At 72.1% G+C, this 19,573-nt stretch carries 25 protein-coding genes and 1 pseudogene; 12 read left to right on the top strand and 14 right to left on the bottom strand.

Annotation, left to right across the window (positions count from 1 at the left end; genetic code table 11):
• Positions 1–3: 3 nt before the first annotated feature.
• On the bottom strand, positions 4–801 hold the full coding sequence (locus AB0P07_RS05990; protein ID WP_365545695.1) for a VOC family protein: 798 nt from the start codon (positions 799–801) through the stop codon (positions 4–6).
• A gap of 51 nt (positions 802–852) precedes the next feature.
• Positions 853–1,335 (bottom strand): VOC family protein, encoded by a 483-nt coding sequence (locus AB0P07_RS05985; protein WP_365545692.1) that lies wholly within the window; start codon positions 1,333–1,335, stop codon positions 853–855.
• Between the two features lie 216 nt (positions 1,336–1,551).
• Here AB0P07_RS05985 and AB0P07_RS05980 point away from each other — a divergent pair, with 216 nt between their 5' ends.
• Both AB0P07_RS05980 and AB0P07_RS05975 read left to right on the top strand, forming a co-directional pair.
• Positions 1,552–2,205, top strand: coding sequence for an ATP-dependent Clp protease proteolytic subunit (locus AB0P07_RS05980; protein WP_365545689.1), 654 nt, complete (start codon positions 1,552–1,554; stop codon positions 2,203–2,205).
• 1 nt (position 2,206) lies between these two features.
• Positions 2,207–2,809: an ATP-dependent Clp protease proteolytic subunit gene (locus AB0P07_RS05975; protein WP_365545686.1), complete on the top strand. Its 603-nt coding sequence runs from the start codon at positions 2,207–2,209 to the stop codon at positions 2,807–2,809.
• Positions 2,810–2,869: 60 nt separating this feature from the next.
• On the opposite strand, the gene AB0P07_RS05970 is transcribed toward AB0P07_RS05975, so the two are convergent.
• Positions 2,870–3,304, bottom strand: a complete 435-nt coding sequence (locus tag AB0P07_RS05970) for a helix-turn-helix transcriptional regulator (RefSeq protein ID WP_365545684.1) — start codon at positions 3,302–3,304, stop codon at positions 2,870–2,872.
• 227 nt (positions 3,305–3,531) lie between these two features.
• Here AB0P07_RS05970 and AB0P07_RS05965 point away from each other — a divergent pair, with 227 nt between their 5' ends.
• Positions 3,532–4,386, top strand: a complete 855-nt coding sequence (locus AB0P07_RS05965; RefSeq protein WP_102932147.1) for an RNA polymerase sigma factor SigF — start codon at positions 3,532–3,534, stop codon at positions 4,384–4,386.
• A gap of 36 nt (positions 4,387–4,422) precedes the next feature.
• On the opposite strand, the gene AB0P07_RS05960 is transcribed toward AB0P07_RS05965, so the two are convergent.
• Positions 4,423–4,878 (bottom strand): ATP-binding protein, encoded by a 456-nt coding sequence (locus AB0P07_RS05960; protein ID WP_365545681.1) that lies wholly within the window; start codon positions 4,876–4,878, stop codon positions 4,423–4,425.
• Positions 4,879–5,045: 167 nt separating this feature from the next.
• On the opposite strand from AB0P07_RS05960, the gene AB0P07_RS05955 reads away from it, so the two are divergent.
• The 3 genes from AB0P07_RS05955 (at position 5,046) to AB0P07_RS05945 (ending at position 7,519) form a co-directional block, all read left to right on the top strand.
• A complete protein-coding gene (locus AB0P07_RS05955) occupies positions 5,046–5,630 on the top strand; it encodes a PRC-barrel domain-containing protein (RefSeq protein WP_365545678.1) in 585 nt (194 codons plus the stop codon).
• Entirely contained in the window at positions 5,627–6,046 is a 420-nt protein-coding gene (locus AB0P07_RS05950) for a hypothetical protein (protein ID WP_365545675.1), read from the top strand. The genes AB0P07_RS05955 and AB0P07_RS05950 overlap by 4 nt, the downstream gene beginning before the upstream one ends.
• 189 nt (positions 6,047–6,235) lie before the next feature.
• The gene (locus AB0P07_RS05945) at positions 6,236–7,519 is read left to right on the top strand and encodes a streptophobe family protein (protein ID WP_365545886.1); all 1,284 of its coding nucleotides are present in this window, start codon (positions 6,236–6,238) and stop codon (positions 7,517–7,519) included.
• A gap of 26 nt (positions 7,520–7,545) precedes the next feature.
• On the opposite strand, the gene AB0P07_RS05940 is transcribed toward AB0P07_RS05945, so the two are convergent.
• Positions 7,546–7,956, bottom strand: coding sequence for a hypothetical protein (locus AB0P07_RS05940; RefSeq protein ID WP_365545672.1), 411 nt, complete (start codon positions 7,954–7,956; stop codon positions 7,546–7,548).
• A 321-nt stretch (positions 7,957–8,277) separates the two neighbouring features.
• On the opposite strand from AB0P07_RS05940, the gene AB0P07_RS05935 reads away from it, so the two are divergent.
• Positions 8,278–8,676: a nuclear transport factor 2 family protein gene (locus AB0P07_RS05935; RefSeq protein WP_365545669.1), complete on the top strand. Its 399-nt coding sequence runs from the start codon at positions 8,278–8,280 to the stop codon at positions 8,674–8,676.
• Between the two features lie 107 nt (positions 8,677–8,783).
• Here AB0P07_RS05935 and mgrA read toward each other — a convergent pair whose 3' ends face one another.
• The gene (gene mgrA, locus AB0P07_RS05930) at positions 8,784–9,776 is read right to left on the bottom strand and encodes an L-glyceraldehyde 3-phosphate reductase (protein ID WP_365545666.1); all 993 of its coding nucleotides are present in this window, start codon (positions 9,774–9,776) and stop codon (positions 8,784–8,786) included.
• A 128-nt stretch (positions 9,777–9,904) separates the two neighbouring features.
• Between mgrA and AB0P07_RS05925 the strand changes: the two genes are divergently transcribed.
• Both AB0P07_RS05925 and AB0P07_RS05920 read left to right on the top strand, forming a co-directional pair.
• Positions 9,905–10,789: a LysR substrate-binding domain-containing protein gene (locus AB0P07_RS05925; RefSeq protein ID WP_365545663.1), complete on the top strand. Its 885-nt coding sequence runs from the start codon at positions 9,905–9,907 to the stop codon at positions 10,787–10,789.
• A 40-nt stretch (positions 10,790–10,829) separates the two neighbouring features.
• Positions 10,830–11,345 (top strand): DUF664 domain-containing protein, encoded by a 516-nt coding sequence (locus AB0P07_RS05920; RefSeq protein WP_365545660.1) that lies wholly within the window; start codon positions 10,830–10,832, stop codon positions 11,343–11,345.
• Here AB0P07_RS05920 and AB0P07_RS05915 read toward each other — a convergent pair.
• From AB0P07_RS05915 to AB0P07_RS05890, 6 genes and pseudogenes are all read right to left on the bottom strand, one after another.
• Positions 11,327–12,406 (bottom strand): adenosine deaminase, encoded by a 1,080-nt coding sequence (locus AB0P07_RS05915; protein WP_365545657.1) that lies wholly within the window; start codon positions 12,404–12,406, stop codon positions 11,327–11,329. The two genes, AB0P07_RS05920 and AB0P07_RS05915, sit on opposite strands and share 19 nt — an antisense overlap.
• A gap of 60 nt (positions 12,407–12,466) precedes the next feature.
• On the bottom strand, positions 12,467–12,862 hold the full coding sequence (locus AB0P07_RS05910) for a VOC family protein (RefSeq protein ID WP_365545654.1): 396 nt from the start codon (positions 12,860–12,862) through the stop codon (positions 12,467–12,469).
• A gap of 121 nt (positions 12,863–12,983) precedes the next feature.
• Positions 12,984–13,883, bottom strand: a complete 900-nt coding sequence (locus AB0P07_RS05905; RefSeq protein WP_365545651.1) for an aldo/keto reductase — start codon at positions 13,881–13,883, stop codon at positions 12,984–12,986.
• Positions 13,884–13,911: 28 nt separating this feature from the next.
• A complete protein-coding gene (locus AB0P07_RS05900; protein WP_365545649.1) occupies positions 13,912–14,805 on the bottom strand; it encodes a glycoside hydrolase family 19 protein in 894 nt (297 codons plus the stop codon).
• Positions 14,806–15,037: 232 nt separating this feature from the next.
• Positions 15,038–15,609 (bottom strand): annotated as a pseudogene (ssuE, locus tag AB0P07_RS05895) (NADPH-dependent FMN reductase).
• 243 nt (positions 15,610–15,852) lie between these two features.
• Entirely contained in the window at positions 15,853–15,936 is an 84-nt protein-coding gene (locus AB0P07_RS05890; RefSeq protein WP_365545883.1) for a putative leader peptide, read from the bottom strand.
• 213 nt (positions 15,937–16,149) lie between these two features.
• On the opposite strand from AB0P07_RS05890, the gene AB0P07_RS05885 reads away from it, so the two are divergent.
• Together AB0P07_RS05885 and AB0P07_RS05880 are read left to right on the top strand one after the other, a co-directional pair.
• Positions 16,150–16,593: an SPW repeat protein gene (locus AB0P07_RS05885; protein WP_365545646.1), complete on the top strand. Its 444-nt coding sequence runs from the start codon at positions 16,150–16,152 to the stop codon at positions 16,591–16,593.
• 210 nt (positions 16,594–16,803) lie between these two features.
• Positions 16,804–17,085, top strand: coding sequence for a GlsB/YeaQ/YmgE family stress response membrane protein (locus AB0P07_RS05880; RefSeq protein ID WP_365545644.1), 282 nt, complete (start codon positions 16,804–16,806; stop codon positions 17,083–17,085).
• Between the two features lie 3 nt (positions 17,086–17,088).
• Here the strand turns inward: AB0P07_RS05880 and AB0P07_RS05875 are convergent, their stop codons facing one another.
• Positions 17,089–18,048 carry an NAD-dependent epimerase/dehydratase family protein gene (locus AB0P07_RS05875; protein ID WP_365545641.1) on the bottom strand — a complete coding sequence of 320 codons (960 nt, stop codon included), beginning with the start codon at positions 18,046–18,048 and terminating at the stop codon, positions 17,089–17,091.
• A 150-nt stretch (positions 18,049–18,198) separates the two neighbouring features.
• On the opposite strand from AB0P07_RS05875, the gene AB0P07_RS05870 reads away from it, so the two are divergent.
• A complete protein-coding gene (locus tag AB0P07_RS05870; RefSeq protein WP_365545638.1) occupies positions 18,199–18,684 on the top strand; it encodes a nucleoside deaminase in 486 nt (161 codons plus the stop codon).
• A 48-nt stretch (positions 18,685–18,732) separates the two neighbouring features.
• On the opposite strand, the gene AB0P07_RS05865 is transcribed toward AB0P07_RS05870, so the two are convergent.
• Positions 18,733–19,461, bottom strand: coding sequence for a chaplin (locus AB0P07_RS05865; RefSeq protein WP_365545635.1), 729 nt, complete (start codon positions 19,459–19,461; stop codon positions 18,733–18,735).
• Positions 19,462–19,573: the final 112 nt, after the last annotated feature.

The following is a 19,573-nucleotide window of genomic DNA, read 5'->3' as shown; positions in this document are numbered from 1 at the left end:
GGTTCAGGGCACGTCCGCGACCTCCGGCATCTCCCCCTCGGTGGTCGTGATGTCGATCACCGAGAAGCCGGCGCCCTGCGGGTCGCTCAGCGCCGCGAACCGGCCGAACGGGGTGGTCATCGGGCCGAACCGCAGGATCCCGCCGAGCTTCGTGGCGCGGGCCACGGCGTCGTCGCAGTCGGCGACGGTGAAGTAGACGTTGATGTACGGCGGGACCTCGGGCGGGAAGTCCTCCGTCATGGTCATGCGGCCCAGGACGGGGTCGGAGCCGAGGTCGAAGAGGCGGAAGTCGACCTGGTCGTCCCGCATCTGCTTGGCCCCGTAGGAGAAGACCGCCGGGAAGAAGGCGTCCGACTTCGCGGGTTCACGGGTGAAGACCTCCGCCCAGCAGTACGCGCCGGGCACGGCCGTCGCCTCGAAGCCCTCGTGCCTCTCGCCCTGCCAGACGCCGAAGACGACGCCGCCCGGGTCGCGGGCCAGGCACATGGTGCCGAAGTCGCCGACCCGCATCGGCTCCAGGAGCAGCTCTCCGCCGGCCTCGCGGATCCGGCCGGCGGTCGCCGCCGCGTCCGGGGAGGCGAAGTAGAGGCACCACTGGGACTGGTCCTCGTGACCGGGCGGGGGCGGGACCACGGCGGCCACCGCCTTGCCGTCGGCGTAGCACTGGGTGTAGTCGCCGAACTCGGTCGACGACTCGCCGAAGGTCCAGCCGAGGACGTCGCCGTAGAACCTCTTGGCTCCCTCGACGTCCGTGAACATCGCGTCGGCCCAGCAAGGGGCCCCTTCCGGTGATACGGCCATGTCTGCCGCCTCCTCGGCGAACGTGGGTGTGGGCCGGGTGCGGGCGGGTGGTCACTCCCCGGCGTACGCCTGTTCCAGCGCGGCGATGTCCAGCTTGCGCATCGACATCATGGCCTTGTTGGCGCGGGCCACCTTGGCGGGGTCGGGGTCGCGGAACATCTCCTCGAGCCGGCGCGGGACGACCTGCCAGGACACGCCGAACCGGTCCTTGAGCCAGCCGCAGGGGCCGTCCTCGCCGCCGCCCTCGGTGAGCGCGGTCCAGTAGTGGTCGACCTCGTCCTGGTCCTCGCAGGTGATCTGGAAGGAGATCGCCTCGTTGAACCGGAACTGCGGGCCGCCGTTGAGGCCCACGAACTTCTGTCCGTTGGCGGTGAACTCGACGGTGAGCACCGAGCCGACGGGCTGCGGCGCTCCCTCGGGATAGCGGGTGACGGCGCCGATGCCGGAGTTCTCGAAGACGGAGACGTAGAAGTGGGCGGCGTCCTCGGCGTCGCCGTCGAACCACAGGCACGTGGTGAACCCGTCGGTGCTCATGACTACCTCCTGGGGGCGGAACACGGTCACCAGTACCGACCGGTGCGGGCCGCCGGACTCATCGCTCTGCCCGTGGCGAATCTGCCGCGGGCAGAGAAATGCCCGGCGGGGGCCGCGGCGGGCCGACAGTGGAGGAACCGCGGTGCCGTCGGCCGCGCACCGCTCCCCCACCACTACCACCCCTTACGACTGGCTACGACTCGACAAGGAGTGCCGATGTCTCCACTCATCGCAGGCCCCGCCCCCGCCGCACCGCCCAGGGCCGAGGACGGCGACACCCCCGCGACCCGTTTCGACGACCGGCTCGCCGAGCAGTTGCTGGACCAGCGGATCGTGCTGCTGGGCACCCAGGTGGACGAGGTCTCCGCGAACCGGGTCTGCGCCCAGCTGCTGATCCTGTCCGCGCAGGATCCGCGCACCGACATCAGCCTGTACGTCAACAGCCCCGGCGGCTCCGTGCACGCGGGGCTCGCCATCTACGACACCATGCGGCTGATCCCCAACGACGTCTCGACGCTCGCCATGGGGTTCGCCGCCAGCATGGGGCAGTTCCTGCTGAGCGTGGGCACGGCGGGCAAGCGCTACGCCCTGCCGAACGCGCGGATCATGATGCACCAGCCGTCGGCGGGCATCGGCGGCACCACCGCCGACATCGAGATCCAGGCGGACAACCTGGAGTTCACCAAGCGGACCATCGAGCGGCTCACCGCCGAGCACACCGGTCAGAGCCCGGAGACCATCTCCCGGGACGGCGACCGCGACCGCTGGTTCACGGCCGAGGAGGCCAGGGAGTACGGAATGGTGGACCAGGTCGTGCAGTCCCTCGCGGACGTGCGCCCGGCCGCCACCCGGCGACGGATGGGGCTGTGACATGGGGAGCTACACGATTCCGAACGTCGTCGAGCGGACCCCGCAGGGCGAGCGGTCCTACGACGTGTTCAGCCGGCTCCTGTCGGAGCGGATCATCTTCCTGGGGACCGAGATCGACGACGGCGTGGCCAACGTCGTGATCGCGCAGCTCCTGCATCTGGAGTCGTCGGCCCCGGAGAGCGAGATCGCGATCTACATCAACTCCCCCGGCGGCTCGTTCACGTCGCTGATGGCGATCTACGACACGATGACCTTCGTGCAGGCGCCGATCTCGACGTTCTGCGTCGGGCAGGCGGCGTCCACGGCGGCGGTGCTGCTGGCGGGCGGGGACCCCGGGCGGCGGTTCGTCCTGGAGCACGCCCGGGTGCTGCTGGGGCAGCCGGCCAGCGGCGGCCGGCAGGGCACGGTCTCCGACCTGGCGCTCCAGGCCAAGGAGATGGTGCGGATCCGCTCCCAGGTGGAGGAGGTGCTGGCCCGCCACACGCGGCACGACGTGGCGACGCTGCGCGCGGACATGGACCGCGACAAGGTGTTCACCGCCGCGGACGCGGTGGCGTACGGACTGGCCGACGAGGTGCTCGTCCGGCGCCAGGCGCGGGTGTGAGCGCACGGGCCGGTGCCCCGCTTCGGGCGGGGCGCCCGGCCCGTGCGCGTCCGCGCGCTCTCAGGCGGCCAGGCACATCCCGTCGAACCGTGCGCCGGACGTCGGCGTGGACCGGCGTGCTCCCGCGCCGGTGTGCCGGGAGGCGAGGCGGACCAGCTCGCCCTGGGCGCGGGCCAGTAGGTCGCCGAGGCCCAGTCCGAGGGCGCCGGCGGCGGCCGCCAGCACCTCCGAGGACGCCTCTTTGCGGCCACGCTCCACTTCCGACAGGTAGGGCATGGAGATCCGGGCGGCCTCCGCGACCTCCTTGAGGGTGCGCTCCTGGTCGAGGCGTTCCCGCCGCAGGACGTCCCCGACCAGGTCCCGCCACAGGGGCTCGCGCACGGTGGGCGGCCTTCGCTCCGGGGGGACCGGTGGGGCGGCGGGACGGGCCCCCGGGCGCGCGGCCTGCGGGCGCAGCGGAATGACGCGGGCTTCGTTCGGCACGTGGCTGGTCACCTCCTCAGCCTAGGGTTGCGGGCGGATCACGGAAGGGGGCGCCGTTCCGCCCTCAGGGAAATCCCGGTGCCGTCGGGATTCCCGGCCCCCGGAGTGTCCCGGATGGCCGTGGACCGTCGGCGGGACTACGCTCGACGGAAACGGGGGCATGAGTCGTCGCGACCCGGGTACCCGCGAGCGCGAAACGCCTAGGGAGACGTCGAACCGTGACTTTCGTGGGAGAGGCAATGGAGACCGCCGTGGTCCGGCCGGAAACACAGGACGCCGTGGACACCCGCACCGTGGATCCCCGTACCGTGGCGCCGCGCGACGCGCGGCAGCTGTCACGCCAGTTCTTCCGGCGCCTGACGGAACTCGAAGAGGGCACGCACGAATACCAGTACGCGCGCAACACGCTCATCGAGATGAACATGTCGCTCGTGCGGTTCGCCGCGGGCCGCTTCCGCGGTCGCGGGGACGACATGGAGGACATCGTCCAGACCGGCATGATCGGCCTGATCAAGGCGATCGACCGCTTCGAGCTGTCGCGCGAGGTCGAGTTCACGTCCTTCGCGCTGCCGTACATCGTCGGCGAGATCAAGCGTTTCTTCCGTGACACGACCTGGGCGGTGCACGTGCCGCGTCGCCTTCAGGAGCTGCGCGTGGAGCTGGCCAGGGCCCGCGAGGAGCTCTCCTCCCGCCTGGACCGCGAACCCACCGTGGCCGAACTCGCCACACTGATGAACATCGGCGAGAACGAGGTGATCGAGGGCCAGATCGCGTCCAACGGCTACAACTCCTCCTCACTGGACGCCGCGCTGACCGGGGACGGTCCCGAGAACGGCGAGTCGGTCCTCGCCGACTTCATCGGCGTGGAGGAGGACGGCCTGCGACTCGTGGAGGACTTCCACTCGCTGGCCCCGCTGATGGCGGAGCTGAGCGAGCGCGACCGGCAGATCATCCACCTGCGGTTCGTGGAGGAGGCCACACAGGCGGAGATCGGCGAACGGCTCGGCTGCTCGCAGATGCACGTGTCCCGGCTGATCAAGCGGATCATCACCCGGCTGCGCGAAGGCATGCTGGGCGAGCTCGGCTGCGCCTGAGCCTCGACCCCGCACAGGCGATGACGACGGTGCCCTTCACCCTTCGGTGAGGGGCACCACGGCGCGTACGCGCTTGCCGACCGGGACGCGTTCGATGACGACCGTCTCCACCAGGGCGTGCACGATCTCCAGCCCGTGCCGTCCGACGCGCTCGGGGTCCCGGGGGAAGCGCTCCGGCACCGCTCCGCTGCTGTCGTAGACGGTCACCGCCACCGAGGCGCCCGTACCCTCCAGCTCCAGGATGTACGGGCCTTTGCTGTGCCGGTCGGCGTTGGTGACCAGCTCGCTCACCACGAGGAGCACCGCGCCGTCGGCGCGGGGACCGATCGTGGCGCACCACTCGGTCCTGAGCTGGTCGAGGAAGAGCGAGGCGAAGGAACGTGCCTGCGCTATGCATCCCGGCTCACCGGAGTAGTGCGCCGCCCGCCTCAGCGGTTCAACGGGTACGTCGAAACCAGTCGGTATCACTGCCCCGTCCAGGTACTCGGTCATGCGTTTCTCTCTCGGACGCCGGACTGGCCGGACTCTGCTGCACCTGTCCTCGTACCCCGAGTCGCGCATCGCAGTCCCCGTCTCTGCGCAGTGCGGGCATCGTCACAGTCGTGCGGGGAACCCGTGGGTGCGAGAAGGGTGTGCGAGCGGTCGGGGAAGGGTGTGCGATGAACGAACTGATGGCCGCACGAAGCCTCACCACCCGGCCGGTGGTCACCCTCGGCGGCGAGGCCGTCGCCCATGTCAAGGACACCGTATGCGACGCCGCCGCGGGCCGGATCACCGGTTTCACCCTGACCGGACGGAGCCTGCTGTCCGGCCCGCTCAAGGAGGGCCTGCCGTGGCAGGCGGTGTACGCGCTGGGCCACGACGCGGTGATGATCCGGGACCGGCGCGGCCTGGTGAACGCGGCGGCTATGACGGCGCACCAGCAGAACCTGCGGGCCCGGTTGCTGGGGGCCAGGATGCTGACCGAAGCGGGGACGGAGATCGGCACGGTGCTCGACGTCGTCGTGGAGGGCGGCACCGGTGGACGGGTGGTCGGCTTCCGGCTGGCGGCCAGCCGGCGGTTCGTGCCCGGCCCCACCCGGCACCGGCGCCGGGTGTACGTGCCGCGGGGCGAGTCGCTCACGGTCACCGGCCGCGCGCTGGTCCTGCCCGAGGACGCCGTCCGGCACGTCGCGGACGACCTGCCCGGCTTCACCGCCCTGGTCGGCGGCGTGCCCGGTCCCTGGAAGGGCTCGCTGCCGTGATGCTGTTCACCGAGGTGCGCGGGCTGCCGGTGCTGGTGCCGGACGGCGGCGGACCGCTCGGCACCGTGACGTCCCTGACCGTCGACGTCCGGTCCGGATCGCTCAGTCGTGTCCGGTTCCGCGGTGGCAGGTTCGGCCGGGAGAAAGAGGTGGCCTGGGACACGGTGGAGTCCGTCGGACCGGGCGCCGTCCGCCTCCGGTCCGCCGCCGCCCCGGAGCCGGCGCCGTCGTCCCACCACGAGCTGCTGGGCCACCGGGTCCTCGTCGACACGGGCACCGAGCACGGCACGGTGCTGGACGTCGCGTTCGACACCCGGACCGCCCGCCTCCTCGCGCTCTTCACCACCCGGGGCGAACTGCCGGCCGGCCGGCTGCTCGGCCTCGGCGACTACGCCCTGGTCGTGCGGGCGGGCTGAGACCTCGGCCGGTCCATGGCGACGGCCGGTCCAGGACGGCGAACGATCCATCATGGCGGCCGGTCCACGACGGTCCGTACGCCGCCGACAGGGGCCGTCTCCCGGCGCGGACGGCCCTGTCGGCGGGCGTGGCCGGCGGCCGCTGCTTAGCGTGGCAGCGTGAGTCCGCACCCCCCGCCCGTGCCCCCCGTGCCGCCCGTACCTCCCACGTCTCCCGGACCGTCCGGCCGGGCGGTCGCCCGTCACGGCTGGGTACAGGCGCTGGGCACGGTGCTGGCCGGGCTGGTCACCATGGGGGTCGTGGCCGCGCTCGGGCTGTGGGCGGCCGGTGCCGCGGACCTGCCCGACAACGCCTTTCCCCGGGTCGTCGTGGCGACCGTCGTCACCGCCGTGGGCGGCGCCCTGGAGCTGTCCGGCGACGCGGGTGAGCTGGCCGCCACCGACGCGGGGCTGACCGTGATGCCGCTGTCCGTCACCCTGACCGGGGCTCTGGTGATCGCCCGGGGCTTCCTGCGGCCGCTGCGCCGGCGGGCCGTGACCGGCGTCCCGGAGCTGGCCGGCTGGGCCGCGCGGATCGCCGTCCTGTGGCTGCTCGCCCTCCTCGGGACGGCGTTCGCCGCCCGGCAGACCTTCGAGGTCTCCCTCGGGGAGGGCCTGCTGAGCGACCTCGGCGACCTGTTCGGCATCGCCCCGACGGTCGGTTTCACCACCGACGTGCCGCTGACCGTCCTCTTCGGGCTGCTGTGGCTGGCGGGGGTGCTCGTCCTCGCCCTGTTGGTCTCCCCCGGGGCGCCGCTGCCCGGACGGCTGCTGCGGCTGCGGACGTCGGTGCGGCCGGCCGCGTACGCGATGGTCGCGCTGCTGCTCGCGTACGTGGTCGTCGGCGTCGTCGTCGGCCTGGTCGCCGCCGGTACGCGGGGGCATCCGGCGGACACCTTCGCCGTCCTGCTGCTCGGGTTGCCGAACCTGGCGTGGCCCGCGCTCACCATCGGCCTCGGGGCGACCTGGAACGGGCGCGTGGAAGGGCCGTTCGGGCTTCCGATGCCGCACGTGCTCGACGAGGTGCTGCGCACACCCGACGTCTCGACCGTGGACGTGGGCACGCTCGCCGAGCAGGACGGGCGGATGTGGTGGCTCCTGGCCGCCGCGGCGGTCCTGGTCCTGGCGGCCGGATTCCTGCTGGCGTCACGCTCCCCGGCGGGGGTGCCGGCCTGGCTGCTCGCCGTGCACATGGCGATCGCGCTGGGGCTCACGGTGCTCATGATCGGCCTGGTCGGCCGGATCTCCGCCCACTACGGGCTGTCGGTCATCGGCATCGGCGACCTGGGCGGCGGGCTGGCCGGGAAGCTGTTCCTGCGGCCGCGTCTGTGGGGCGCGGTCGGTCTCGGACTGCTGTGGGGGCTGGTCGCCGGCTTCCTGGGCGCGCTGCTCGCACGGTGGGTGCGCGGACGGTCCGGCCGGGTCGGGGCCTGAGGCGTGGCGGTGCGGCGCCGCGGAGGTCAGGCGACGGGGACGACCAGGAACGGGGCGGCCCGCTGCATGCGCAGCGCGTCCACGGACTCGGCCATCAGCTCGTACTCGGTGGTCTCGTCGCTGGTCGCGACGCGCACCAGATGCCCTGCGGCCAACTCGTCGGCGACCAGCTCCTGCTGTACGTCGTCGGCACACCAGGCGCGCAGCATGCGCGGCACGTCGGGCGCGTCGTCGGCGACGGGAGTCAGGGCGCCGCGCGGTAAGTGGGGGGTGTCGGGCTGCGGATCCAGCCGCTGGGCGATCCACGACGCCCGGTCCCGCAGCCACCACAGGGCCAGGGCGAGGGTGGGCGCCCGGTAGGTGCCCAGGGGGACACCGATGCGCCGGCCGTCGCAGACACCGTAGGCCGTGACATGGCACAGGAACTCGTCGTGCACTGCTGCCCTCCCCCGTCACCCAGCGCGCCTGCCGGTCCGGCATGACGTCCGTGCGGCTCGTGTGCTGTGCGTGAGGGCGCTGTCGCGTGGTGTGAGAGGCCCTAGTGGTGAGTATGTTCACGACTGAACCACTGTCACCATGAATTTCCGGCCAGTCTCCTGGCATATTCACGGCAGTGATTGGCCGAAATGCCGCGCCGACGCCATGACTTCGGGGGTAATCGACGCTGCCGGCGGGGGCGGGCATGGTGGTCGCACCGGGTCACCGAGACCGGGATCCGGTCCCGGCCGGCACACCCACCCCATTGGAGGATGATCGCCATGTCCGCACCCACCCTTCGTTACGAGAACGCCGTCGCCCGCTACTTCGAGGCCTGGAACGCGGCCCCGGACGCGGTGGCCAAGGCGGTCGCCGCGGCCTGGGCGGAGGACGGGGGCTACACCGACCCGCTGGCCGACGTGCGCGGCCACGAGCAGATCGCGGCCGTGGTGGCGGCGGCGCACGAGCAGTTCCCCGGCTTCTCCTTCCGGCTGTCGGGCGCCGTGGACGGGCACCACGACACGGCGCGGTTCTGCTGGGAGCTGGTGAGCGACTGTGGGGGTGCCCCCTCTGGGGGAGGTTCGGCGCCGGTCGCCGGCTTCGACGTGATCACGCTGGACGGCGAGGACCGGATCCGGTCGGTGTTCGGCTTCCTGGACCGGGTGCCCGAGGGAGCGTGAGGAGGCCGGGGCGCACACGCCCGCGAGCCGGGTCCGGAGGCGGCGTCACCGCCTCCGGACCCGGCTCGCGTCCGTTCGGCCCTTCAGCCCTTCAGCCCTTCAGCCCTTCAGCCCTTGACGATCTTGTCGATACGGGCCAGTTCGTCGGCGTCGAAGTCGAGGTTCCCGATGGCCGCGACGCTGTCCTCCAGCTGCCGCGGGCTGCTCGCTCCGACCAGGGCGGAGGTCACCCTGCCCTGCCGCAGCACCCAGGCCAGCGCCAGCTGGGCCAGTGACTGTCCGCGCAAGGCGGCGATCTCGTGCAGGGTGCGCAGCTTGCCGACCAGTTCCTCGGTGACCGCGTCGGAGTTGAGGAAGGGGCTGTCGCTCGCGGCGCGGGAGTCCTCGGGGATGCCGTCGAGGTACCGGCCGGTCAGCAGGCCCTGCTCCAGCGGGGAGTAGGCGATGGAGCCGACCTTCAGCTCGTCCAGGGTGTCGAGCAGGCCGCTGGTCTCCGGGCGGCGGTCGAGCATGGAGTAGCGCGGCTGGTGGATCAGCAGCGGGGTGCCCAGTTCGGCGAGGATGCGGGCGGCCTCGCGGGTCTGCTCCGGCGAGTAGTTGGAGACGCCGACGTACAGCGCCTTGCCCTGCTGCACCGCCGTGTGCAGGGCGCCCATCGTCTCCTCGAGGGGAGTGTCCGGGTCGGGGCGGTGCGAGTAGAAGACGTCGACGTACTCCAGGCCCATCCGGGACAGGCTCTGGTCCAGGGACGACAGCAAATACTTGCGCGAGCCCCACTCGCCGTACGGGCCGGGCCACATCAGGTAGCCGGCCTTGGTGGAGATCACCAGCTCGTCGCGGTACGCCGCGAAGTCGGCCCTCAGGGCCTCCCCGAGCGCGGACTCGGCCGAGCCGGGGGGCGGGCCGTAGTTGTTGGCGAGGTCGAAGTGGGTGACGCCGAGGTCGAAGGCGCGGCGGAGGATGGCACGCTGGGTCTCGACGGGGCGGTCCGGGCCGAAGTTGTGCCACAGGCCGAGCGAGAGCGCGGGGAGCTTCAGGCCGCTGCGTCCGGTGCGCCGGTAGGGCATCTCCGCGTAGCGGTCGGGGTGTGCGGTGTACAACGCGACTCCAGAGGGGTTGGCCCCCGAGGTACGGGGCTTGGGCGGAACCGTCCCCCACTCTCCCGTGGCCTGCGGGCAGTGGTCCAACAGAAGAATCCGATGGGATTGCGCGGTTACGCTTCTCAATCATGGAACTGCGTCATCTCCAGCACTTCGTGGCGGTCGCCGAGGACCAGCACTTCACCCGGGCGGCGGAACGGCTGCTGGTGTCCCAGTCCGGGCTGTCGGCGTCGATCCGGGCACTGGAGCGGGAGCTGCGGGCGCCGCTGTTCGTGCGTACCACCCGCCGGGTGACGCTGACGGAGGCGGGGCGGGCGCTGCTCGTCGAGGCGGAGCGGATCCTCGCGCAGGTGCGGTCGGCGCACGAGGCGGTCGCCGCGGTGCAGGGGGTGCTGCGCGGGACGCTGTCGCTGGGGGCCGAGCAGTGCATCGCCGGAGTGCCGGTGGCCGGGCTGCTGGCCGGCTTCCGGCGGCGCCACCCCGACGTGGAGATCCGGCTGCGGCAGGCGGGCTCCGGGGAACTGGCGGAGGAGGTCGCGGCGGGGCGGCTCGACCTGGCCTTCGCCTACCGCACCCAGGCGGACACGGACCAGCTCCGGTCGGTCTCGCTGGCCGGTGAGCCGATGACGGTGCTGTGCCACCCGGACCACCGGCTCGTGGCCGACGGCGCGGTGCTGACCCCGCACGATCTGGCCGACGAGGTCTTCGTCGACTTCCACCCGGACTGGGGTCCGCGCCGCGTCACGGACGCCGTCTTCGCCGCGGCGGGCGTACGCCGGACCGTGCCGCTGGAGGTGAACGACGTGCACGGGCTGCTCGACCTGATCGACGAGAACCTCGGCATCGCCGTCGTCCCGCGTCACTTCCGGCACAAACGCGCCGCGCTGACCTCGCTCCCCCTCAAGGACGCGGACGGGACGGAGTACGAGACCATCGCGCTGCTGCCGCCCGCGCAGGCCACCAGCCCGGCGGCGCGGGCACTGATGGGGCTGCTGGACGCGGGAAGTGTGTGAACGGGGCGCGCGGAAGGGCCGTCTGCGCGATGGTGGACGTATGCATGCGAAGGACATCCTCATCGAGGGCCACGGCCGCATCCGGGAAGAAGTCCACGCCGCCGTCGAGGGCCTGGACCCGGACGGCCTGAACGCCCGCCCCGCCGCCGACGCCAACTCCGTCGCCTGGCTGGTCTGGCATCTCACCCGCGTCCAGGACAACCACGTCGCCGACGCCTTCGGGCTCGACCAGGTGTGGCTCACCGGGGAGTGGGAGAAGCGGTTCGGCCTCGACCTGCCCCGCCGGGCCACCGGGTACGGTCACGGTTCCGCCGAGGTCGCGAAGGTCCGGGTCGACTCCGGCGACCTGCTGACCGGCTACTACGACGCCGTGCACGAGCAGACGCTCACGGCCCTGCGCTCCCTGACCGCGAAGGACCTGGAGCGGGTGGTCGACGACAGCTGGGATCCGCCGGTCACCCTGGCGGTGCGGCTGGTCAGCGTCCTGTCCGACGATCTCCAGCACGTCGGACAGGCCGCCTATGTGCGCGGGCTCGTTCAGAGAGCGGACGCGTAGCCCGGGAGGACCACGTCCTCGATGAGGGCCTTGCGCTCGTCGAACGGGACGAAGGCGCTCTTGAGGGCGTTCACGGTCACCGTGCGCAGGTCCTCGACGCTCCAGCCCGCCTGGTCGACCAGCAGGGACATCTCGCGCGTCATCGTCGTCCCCGAGACCAGGCGGTTGTCGGTGTTGAGGGTGACGCGGAAGCCGAGGTCCTTCAGCGCGGTGATCGGGTGCTCGGCGATCGAGGTCGCGGCGCCGGTCTGGAGGTTGGAGGTCGGGCACATCTCCAGGGCGATCCGGCGGTCGCGCACCCAGGCGGCGAGCCGCCCGAGCTTGCCGGCGGCGAGGTCGGGGATGTCGTCGGTGATGCGGACGCCGTGCCCGATGCGCTGGGCGCCGCACACCTGGAGGGCCTGGTGGATGCTGGGCAGCCCGTGCGCCTCGCCGGCGTGGATGGTGAAAGGCACGTTCTCGCGGCGCAGGTGCGCGAAGGCGTCGAGGTGGTCGGCGGGCGGGAAGCCGTCCTCGGCGCCGGCGATGTCGAAGCCGACGACACCGGCGTCCCGGAAGGCGACGGCGAGGTCGGCGGCCTCCCGGACCCGGTCGAACATCCGCATGCCGCAGAGCAGGGTGCCGACCCGGACGGGCGTCCCGGCGGCGGCGGCCTTGGCCATGCCGGCGGCGAGCCCCTCCTGGACCGTCTCCACGACCTCCGCCATTGACAGCCCGCCCCTGGTGTTCAGCTCGGGGGCGTAGCGGACCTCGCCGTAGACGACGCCGTCGGCGGCGAGGTCGAGGACGTATTCCTCGGCGGTGCGCAGCAGGCCCTCGCGGTTCTGCATCACGGCGAGGGTGTGCTCGAAGGTGGCGATGTAGCGCACCAGGTCACCGGAGTTGGCGGCCTCGTAGTACCAGGCGGCCAGCTCGTCGGGGTCGGTGGTGGGCAGGGTGTGGCCGACGCTCTCCGCCAGCTCGACGACGGTGGCGGGACGCAGGCCGCCGTCGAGGTGGTCGTGGAGGACCGCCTTGGGGAGGCGGCGGAGGGTCCCGGCGTCTATGCGCGTAGATGACATGTGCGGTGGTTCCTCGGCGGTTCTGTGCGTGAAGGCGGGGACGGTTTCGGGCGGGGACGGTCAGGGGACGGCGGGCTGGAGCAGGTCCCAGCGGTTGCCGTACAGGTCCTGGAAGACGGCGACCGAGCCGTATGACTCGTGGCGGGGCTCCTCCAGGAAGGTCACGCCGGCCGCGGTCATCCGGGCGTGGTCACGGGCGAAGTCGTCGGTGTGCAGGAAGAAACCGACGCGTCCGCCCGTCTGGTCGCCCACCCGGGCACGCTGGACCCCGCCGTTGGCGCGGGCCAGCAGCAGGGCGGCGCCCGCGCCCGGGTCGCCGGGTTCGACGACGACCCAGCGGGAGCCGTCGGGCCGGGGCGTGTCCTCGGCGAGGCGGAAACCGAGGGCCTCGGTGTAGAAGCGGATCGCCTTGTCGTAGTCGTCGACGACGAGGGCGATCAGGGCGATGCGGCTCATCGGCACCTTCCGGGACGGGCGATTGACGGGAGAGGTTATACGTAAAACCCACCGGACGCCAAGTCCTGGCGACGAAGCTCGGCTCCATCGGCTCCGGAGCCCGGCACTGCGGCGGTGCGGGTCATCCCGTGCGGGCGTCGTCCAGTCGCGCCAGTTCCGCCTCGGTGAGGCGGAGGGCGCCCGCGGCGACGTTCTCGGCGAGGTGCCGGGGGTTGCCGGTGCCGGGGATGGCGAGGACATGGGGGCCCTGGTGCAGGGTCCAGGCGATCCTCACCTGGGCGGGGCTCGCGCCGTGGGCGTCGGCGACCGCGCGGACCTCCTCCTCGTGCGCCGCACCCGCGCCCCGCGGGCCGGCCTCGCCCGCGATGGCGTAGAAGGGGACGAAGGCGATGTCCTGCTCGCGGCAGAGGGCGAGCAGCTCGTCGGTGGCCGGGTCGTGGAAGCCCAGTCCGTACCGGTTCTGGACGCTCACCACCGGCGCAACGGCCTGCGCCTCGGCGAGGTGCCGGGGCTCCACGTCGGAGAGGCCGAGGTGGCGGATCAGGCCGGCCTCGCGCAGGTCGGCCAGGGCGCCGAAGTGCTCGGCGATCGACTCCTGCCGCATGCGGCGCAGGTAGACGACGTCGAGGTGGTCGCGACCGAGCTGGCGCAGGTTCTCCTCGACGTGGGCGCGCAGGTCCTCGGGGCGGGCGGAGGTGCCCCACTCCCCCGACCAGTCGCGGTACGGGCCGACCTTGGTGGCGACGACCAGGTCGTCGGCGTAGGGGGCGAGCGCGGTGTTGATCAGTTCGTTGGCGGAGCGCAGGGAGGAGAAGTAGAAGGCGGCGGTGTCGATGTGGTTGACGCCGAGTTCGACCGCCCGGCGCAGGACGGCGAGGGAGTTCTCGCGGTCGCTCGGGGTGCCGAGGTGGAAGGCGGCGCTGCCCGTCAGCCGCATCGCGCCGAAGCCGACGCGGCGGACGGGCAGGTCACCGAGGCGGAAGGTGCCCGCGGACTCCGCGATGATCGTTTCCGAGGTCATCGGCGGAGTTTCGCACACCGGGGGTTGGTCAGCAGTACAGGTTTCCGCCCGGGGAGACGCCGAGGATCTGGGCGAACTGCTGGTACTTGGTGACCCGGCTCTGGACCTGCGCGGGGTTCCTGCCGTCGCACTCCAGCGAGCCGTTGATGGAGCGGATGGTCTGGCCGAAGCCGGCGCCGTTGACCATCGCGTTGTGCGGGGTCATGGTGCCGGGTCCGGACTGGGTGTTCCAGTACCACAGGCCGGTCTTCCAGGCCACGGCCGCGTCGTTCTGCACCAGCCAGGGGTTGCCCAACAGGTCGATGCCGAGCGCGTCGCCCGCGGCCTTGTAGTTGAAGTTCCAGCTGAGCTGGATCGGACCACGCCCGTAGTAGGCGGCCTGGCCCGCCGGGCAGCCGTAGGGCTGGCTCCAGTCGCAGTAGTGCGGGTAGTTGGCGGTGTTCTGCTCGACGATGTGCACCAGGCCGCCGGTCTCGTGGCTGACGTTGGCGAGGAAGGCCGCGGCCTCCTGCTTCTTGGTGGTGTCGCTGCCGGTGTTGGCGAAGCCGGGGTAGGCGCTCAGCGCGGCGGTGAGGCCGCTGTAGGTGTAGAAGGAGTTCCGGTTCGGGAACATCTGGTTGAACTGGGCCTCGCTGACGACGAAGTCGCCGACCGGCGTCTGCGAACCGCCGCCGTCACAGGCGTACGGGTCCCAGTACCAGGTGCTGATGAGCGGGTCGTAGCCCGGGTTGGCGTGCTCGGCGATGTAGGCCTTGCCGTCGGTGTAGCGGACGACGTCGCCCGCGTTGTAGTTCGCGTCGGCCGACCAGGCGGGATAGCTCGAACACGCGGCGGCGGAAGCCTCGCCCGCGGGCATGAGCAACGGCACTGCGCCGGCGAGGGCGAGAGTGGTCACCAATGCGGATATACGGCGCCTCGACACAGGTTGTCTCCTTCTGCGGAGCACGGCCGCTCCCGTACCGGGGCAGGGCGGAGCGGAACCTGGCGCGCACGTGCCGGCCGGGCCGGCCACGGCGTGGGGGCGGCCGTGGAGGGGGGTGTGAGACCTACTCAACCGCCTTGGTCTGTACCAGTCAAGGGTGTAGACCAATTCAATCCGCCTGGCCGGTCCAGGAGTTGAGACCGCGGAGTCGAGCCGGAAGCGTCGCGTGTCGTCAACTGGCCGCGGCCGGCGCCGTCTGCGCGGGGACGGCCGGGCGGGCGGTCAGTGCCGCCGAGAACTGGTCGACCACGTGGTGGAGCGCCTCCGCGGCGCCCGGGGCGACGGTGACCGTGCGGTCCTCGTGGTCCGCGATGTCCCGGTCCAGGGTGAACCAGCCCTGGACGACGTGCGCCGCGCCCATGGAGTTCAGCACGGGCGCAGCACGTAGTCGATCGCCAGGACGTGGGCGGCGGAACCACCGATGGCGAGCGGCAGCACCGTCTTGCCGGTGAGGGCGTACTGCGGGAGGAGGCCGAGCAGAACCTTCGGGACGCCGGAGTACGAGGTCTTGTGGACCGGCGCGCCGACGACGACGCCGTCGGCGCGGGCGAACAGCTCGGCGGCCTCGCCGATCGCGGGATGCCGGAAGTCGGCGCCGAGCAGCGCCCGGGCGGGGACGGTGCGGAGGCCGAGCGGGATCAGCTCGTGGCCCTGTGCGGCCGGCCGGTCGTCGAGGTGACGCGGCAGCCGGTTGGTGCGGGAGGAGGCGGACGGGCTGCCGGAGAAGGACGGGACGGTGGCCATGGGTCCTTCTTTCGGAATGCCGGCGCGACTCTTCGGGAATGCGGGCGCGACGGGCTGCCCGGCGGAAGTGGCGGACTGAGTCTCCTGCGGGAGCGCACGGGCAGCTCACGTCGCCAGGGACAGGGGAAGCACCGGGCGACCGGCTCGCGGCGCGGGTGGGGTCAGGCGGTACGGAGAGTCGCCGGCAAAGCAGTGCCGGGGGGCGGCGTTGCCAGGGGGTGCCGAGGCGGCGGATCGGCGGGATCAGGCCGCGGTGCGACAGGAGGCGCTGGAGACGCGCGCGAGGTCGACGTGGCGTCGCCGCGTGAGGTCCGGTCGCGCCGCCATGCCGACGATCGTGGCAGCCGCGGTCGAGAGGGGGCAAGGAGAACGGGACCCGTCTCGGCTGCCGGTCCCGGACTTCACGGGGGTGCGGCAAAGCGAACCAGCCCGACCTCCAGCACTACACATAAGGGCAAAGTAAGAGCAGAATGGACTTATGCGGCGCTACCGCACACCGCACCAGAAGCGGATGGCCCTGCAATTCAAAGGAGACGACTTATGGCCAACGTCTCGCACTCCCGTGGTGACATCACCAGCCACCCGGATGCCCCGGAAATGCAAGCGCGCTACGCGCGCATGCTCGGTGGTCGTGACGTGGCACTCGTGGACGGGCCGGTGTTCCTGCTCGGCCTCTACTGTGCCGTGTCCCCGTGGATACTCCACTTCACCACCAGCCAGCCGTCACTCGTGGCCCACAACCTCATCGTGGGCGTCGCCATTGGTCTGCTGGCCCTCGGATTCACCCGCGCCCCGGAGCGCATGTACGGCCTCAGCTGGGCCATGTGCGCGATCGGCGTATGGATGATCATCTCGCCATGGATCGTCGGCTCCAGCCCGGACGCCGGCGTCATCTGGAACAACGTGGTCATCGGCGCACTGGCCGTGATCCTGGGCATGGTCTGCGCCGGCACGGCGGCGCGGAGCGCCCCCCGCAGGCACTAGACGCACCGGAAGGAGACGGCACGGGCCGGTCCCGCCACAGGCGGGCCGGCCCGTCGCTCTCACCTCGGCCCCCGCCCCTCCGGCTCCCCGCCCGTCCGGCCCCCTGCGACTCCCGCCCGTGGAGCCCTCGCGCGTCCGGCCGCCGGCGGACTGCGTCCGCCCGCAGCGGGCAGACGCACCGGTGCGGGGCCTTGACCTGAAGGGGTGGAGATGGAGATCGACGGCATAATCAGCGCCATCGTCATCGGTGTCGTCATCGGCGTACTGGGCCGGCTCGTCGTTCCGGGGCGGCAGCGCATCGGTGTGCTGTGGACGATTCTCGTCGGCATCGTCGCCGCGTTCATCGGATCGTGGATCGCGTCGGCGTTCGACGTGGCCGACACCGACGGCGCCGACTGGGTCGAGTGGGTCATCCAGATCGGCCTGGCCGCGGTAGGCGTGGCCGCGCTGGACCGGTCCCGGCCACGGTCGGGGCGTCGGGGCAGGGCCTGAGGGTCATCGATTGCGGAGCCACGCCTCGTACCAGGCGACGGTCGCGTCGACGGTGTCCTCGAGTGGCGTGGGGGCGACCCCGAAGAACCGCTCGAAGGCGCCGGAGTCCATGATCTGCGGCTCCGTGTGCTGGTAGAACATCTCCTCGTACTCGGCCATCATCCGCTCGTCGAACGGGCCGAAGGCGCGGGGCCGTTCGAGTACCACGACGTTGAGCGGGCGGCCCACCCGCCTCTCCACCATCGCGTGGATCTCGCGCGTGCCGACGGCGGGCGCGGTCGGCAGGTGCCACACACGGCCGTCGCCGTCGGGACGCTCACCGAGCGTGGCGAGGCCGGCCGCCACGTCCGCTATGGCCGTGTAGCTGTGCGGCAGATCGATGTCGCCCATGGCCACGACGTCCCCGCCGGTGAGCGCGCCCGGGAAGACGGCCGCTCCCAGCGACGAGTTGAGGACGCCGGGCCCGACGAAGTCGGCACTGCGCCCGAGGACCACCCGGGCGCGGCCGGACCGGTGGGCGGCGAGGTAGCGCTCGTCCAGTTCGGCGCGCATCCGGCCCTTCCTGCTGGTCGCATTCCAGGGGCTCTCCTCGGTCATCACCGCTCCCCCGGTCTCGCCGTACGGGTAGAGCGTGTCGAGCACGACCAGCCGGGCACCGCTCGCCTCGACGGCGGCCAGGACGGCCTCCTGGACCCGGGGCATCACCTCGACCTGCAGGTGATAGGCGACGTTGACGCAGTGGTACACGACGGCGGCGTCACGTACGGCGGCCACGGCGCCCTCGACCGTGCTCACGTCGGCGGCGATCCGCTCGACGCCGTCGATCTCGGGACCCGCGGCCCTGCGGTCCACCAGCCGGACGGGGTGCCCCCGGCGCACCAGCTCACGTGCGAGCGCGGTGCCGGCGGGGCCGGACCCCAGGACGGTGTGCTGAGCCTGCGGCTGCGGGGTTTCGGTGGACATGGCACTCCTCCGCCTCAATGGACTATTGCCACTCTCTTTCGTTATAGACTCTAACTTGCGCGAATGACGATAGCAAGAGGCGTCGGATCGCGTAGCCCCAGCCCTCGCTAGGCTGGGTGTGAACGATCACTTCACGAGGAGGACCGCGCCATGGCCGTGAAGGACGCCGAGCTGCCCCACCTGCGCCGTTGCGTGGAACTGGCGGCCGAGGCGCTGGAGGCCGGGGACGAGCCGTTCGGGTCGGTGCTGGTGGGCGGGGACGGCACGGTGCTGGCCGAGGACCACAACCGGGTGGCCTCCGGCGACCGCACCCGTCACCCGGAGTTCGAACTCGCGCGCTGGTCCGCCGCCCGGCTGAGCCCCGAGGAGCGGGCCGCGGCTACCGTCTACACGTCCGGCGAGCACTGCCCGATGTGCGCCGCCGCCCATGCGTGGGTGGGCCTGGGGCGCATCGTGTACGTCGCTTCTTCGGAGCAACTGGGAGAGTGGCTGACGGAGTTGGGCGTTCCGGCGCCTCCGGTGCTTCCGCTCCCGGTGCGGGAGGTGGCGCCCGGCGTGATCGTGGAGGGCCCGGTGCCGCAACTCACGGAGGAGATCCACGCCCTGCACAGGCGATTCCACACCGGACGTGTCTGACCCGGGGCGCCCGCCCGGACAGGTGATGGGGCGCCCCGATCGGTGCGCTCAGCCCTCGGCGCCCGGACGGAAGCGGCGGTGGAGGGCGGTCCCGCCCAGCACGAGCGCGGCGGCGCCGGCGAGGGCCGGCAGGGTCGCGTCCGCCCCGGTGCGGGCGAGGGAGACCTGTTCCCGCGGCGGGGCGGCGTGCGGGGACGCTTCGGACCCGGCGCGCTCCTCCTCGGGGGCGGACGGCTCGGGCCGGGCCGGGGGCCGTACGGGCTCCGGGTGGTCGCCGGAGTCGTTCACCGACTCGTTGCCGACGGCCGGGTTGCCGATTCCGACCACGTTGACGCTGTTGCCGCTGACGTTGACCGGGAGGTGCACCGGCAGCTGGACGCCGTCGCCGGAGAGCACGCCCGGCGAATCCTGCGCGCTTCCCTCGGCCACCGCGCCGCCCGACGTGCCGCCGGAGGCGCTCTGGGACGTACCGTCCGGGGTGTCCGCCGCGTGGTCCGGCGCGTCCGGGCGCGACGCCTGCTTCTCCCCGGTGTCGGCGCAGCCGTTGCCCGCGGCCGGGTTGAGGAGCCCCACCACGTTCACGGTGTTGCCGCACACGTCGACCGGCACGTGCACCGGGAGCTGAACGGTGTTGCCGGAGATCAGCCCGGGGGAGCCGGCCGCGGATCCGTCGGCGCCGGCACCGTCGGACGCGAACGCCGCGTACGCCGGCATCGTCACGGCGAGCGCGCCCGATGCGGCGACGGCGAACACACCGTTTCGGGTAACCCTTCTCATGAGCTTCCCTGCCTTCCAGACATGGTCGCGGGCGTTCGCCCGCACCGGTTGAACCGCGGGCGCACCATCCGAGTTATGGCTTGTCGGTCTTTCACCCCATCGAGTGGGCGTT

Source organism: Streptomyces sp. NPDC085944 (genome assembly GCF_040686295.1).
Lineage (GTDB): Bacteria > Actinomycetota > Actinomycetes > Streptomycetales > Streptomycetaceae > Streptomyces > Streptomyces salinarius.
Note: the sequence above shows the minus strand (reverse complement) of the source record. Positions and strands in the feature narration are given on the sequence as shown.

Excerpts from the sequence above, each read along its gene's own strand:
- AB0P07_RS05990 (WP_365545695.1), bottom strand. The coding sequence starts at position 801 with ATGGCCGTATCACCGGAAGGGGCCCCTTGCTGGGCCGACGCGATGTTC.
- AB0P07_RS05985 (WP_365545692.1), bottom strand. The coding sequence starts at position 1,335 with ATGAGCACCGACGGGTTCACCACGTGCCTGTGGTTCGACGGCGACGCC.
- AB0P07_RS05980 (WP_365545689.1), top strand. The coding sequence starts at position 1,552 with ATGTCTCCACTCATCGCAGGCCCCGCCCCCGCCGCACCGCCCAGGGCC.
- AB0P07_RS05975 (WP_365545686.1), top strand. The coding sequence starts at position 2,207 with ATGGGGAGCTACACGATTCCGAACGTCGTCGAGCGGACCCCGCAGGGC.
- AB0P07_RS05965 (WP_102932147.1), top strand. The coding sequence starts at position 3,532 with ATGGAGACCGCCGTGGTCCGGCCGGAAACACAGGACGCCGTGGACACC.
- AB0P07_RS05960 (WP_365545681.1), bottom strand. The coding sequence starts at position 4,878 with ATGACCGAGTACCTGGACGGGGCAGTGATACCGACTGGTTTCGACGTA.
- AB0P07_RS05955 (WP_365545678.1), top strand. The coding sequence starts at position 5,046 with ATGAACGAACTGATGGCCGCACGAAGCCTCACCACCCGGCCGGTGGTC.
- AB0P07_RS05935 (WP_365545669.1), top strand. The coding sequence starts at position 8,278 with ATGTCCGCACCCACCCTTCGTTACGAGAACGCCGTCGCCCGCTACTTC.
- AB0P07_RS05925 (WP_365545663.1), top strand. The coding sequence starts at position 9,905 with ATGGAACTGCGTCATCTCCAGCACTTCGTGGCGGTCGCCGAGGACCAG.
- AB0P07_RS05920 (WP_365545660.1), top strand. The coding sequence starts at position 10,830 with ATGCATGCGAAGGACATCCTCATCGAGGGCCACGGCCGCATCCGGGAA.
- AB0P07_RS05915 (WP_365545657.1), bottom strand. The coding sequence starts at position 12,406 with ATGTCATCTACGCGCATAGACGCCGGGACCCTCCGCCGCCTCCCCAAG.
- AB0P07_RS05910 (WP_365545654.1), bottom strand. The coding sequence starts at position 12,862 with ATGAGCCGCATCGCCCTGATCGCCCTCGTCGTCGACGACTACGACAAG.
- AB0P07_RS05905 (WP_365545651.1), bottom strand. The coding sequence starts at position 13,883 with ATGACCTCGGAAACGATCATCGCGGAGTCCGCGGGCACCTTCCGCCTC.
- AB0P07_RS05890 (WP_365545883.1), bottom strand. The coding sequence starts at position 15,936 with ATGGCGGCGCGACCGGACCTCACGCGGCGACGCCACGTCGACCTCGCG.
- AB0P07_RS05885 (WP_365545646.1), top strand. The coding sequence starts at position 16,150 with ATGGCCAACGTCTCGCACTCCCGTGGTGACATCACCAGCCACCCGGAT.
- AB0P07_RS05880 (WP_365545644.1), top strand. The coding sequence starts at position 16,804 with ATGGAGATCGACGGCATAATCAGCGCCATCGTCATCGGTGTCGTCATC.
- AB0P07_RS05875 (WP_365545641.1), bottom strand. The coding sequence starts at position 18,048 with ATGTCCACCGAAACCCCGCAGCCGCAGGCTCAGCACACCGTCCTGGGG.
- AB0P07_RS05870 (WP_365545638.1), top strand. The coding sequence starts at position 18,199 with ATGGCCGTGAAGGACGCCGAGCTGCCCCACCTGCGCCGTTGCGTGGAA.
- AB0P07_RS05865 (WP_365545635.1), bottom strand. The coding sequence starts at position 19,461 with ATGAGAAGGGTTACCCGAAACGGTGTGTTCGCCGTCGCCGCATCGGGC.